Origin of the sequence: Photobacterium alginatilyticum, assembly GCF_009910675.1 — a bacterium.
Taxonomy (GTDB): Bacteria; Pseudomonadota; Gammaproteobacteria; order Enterobacterales; family Vibrionaceae; genus Photobacterium; species Photobacterium alginatilyticum.
In genome coordinates this window covers 1-681 of record NZ_RSEJ01000178.1, presented here as the reverse complement: position 1 = coordinate 681, position 681 = coordinate 1, and the positions used below count along the sequence as shown (strand labels likewise).

Sequence of the window (681 nt, the reverse complement as noted above, 5' to 3'; positions counted from 1 at the left end):
TGTAGGTTGAGCACCTTTCTCAAGGAAATATARAATAGCAGRAACATTTAAATAAGTTTGATTCTTTATCGGATCATAAAAACCCACTTTCCGAAGATCTCGTCCTTCTCTTCGGGACCGAACATCAATTGCAACGATTCGATAGACGGCTCATTGGGATAGATGTAAAAAAGAACCCCCCCTCGAAACGTATAGGAAGTTTTCTCCKCGTACGGCTCGKTAAAAATGATTCTAAGTTCTACTTACKACTTATTACATACAATCATAAATGGGGCTAGAAAATGGTTAAATCAATTGGATTCTGGTTTAACTCCCCCTTTTTTTGTTACTTCCTTAAAAAAACCATTTGTACTCATAACTCAARTTAGATAACTCTCAAACGGCTCAAAGTAAAATAGTTAAGCTTAAGCATTTCATTTCTTGAGTGGTCTTTAAATCGCCTTTTTTGTTTCTTTCGTTTCAAATCTATTTGAATTTTTATTATGGTCCAATTATGGAAACAATGGAAAAGATCTTTTCTTGTTTTGGGATCCTTTTAATCTTTGTTTTAAATCATTGGGTTTAGACATAACTTCGGCAATTCTTAATCCTTTCAAAATGGCAGCAACATACCTTTTTTTGCGATTTTTTTCTAATAAAGAATTATAGATAGTTATAGATAGAAAGGGTTGMTTCTCATAT

General features: G+C 32.9%; 2 protein-coding genes. Both read right to left on the bottom strand.

Annotated elements, in window-relative coordinates; translation table 11 throughout:
- A partial coding sequence (gene rpsP / locus EIZ48_RS31575; protein ID WP_160658782.1) for a 30S ribosomal protein S16 occupies positions 1-138 on the bottom strand: 138 nt, incomplete at its 3' end.
- A gap of 353 nt (positions 139-491) precedes the next feature.
- The coding region (locus EIZ48_RS31570) for a hypothetical protein (protein WP_205298647.1) at positions 492-681 on the bottom strand (190 nt) is incomplete at its 5' end.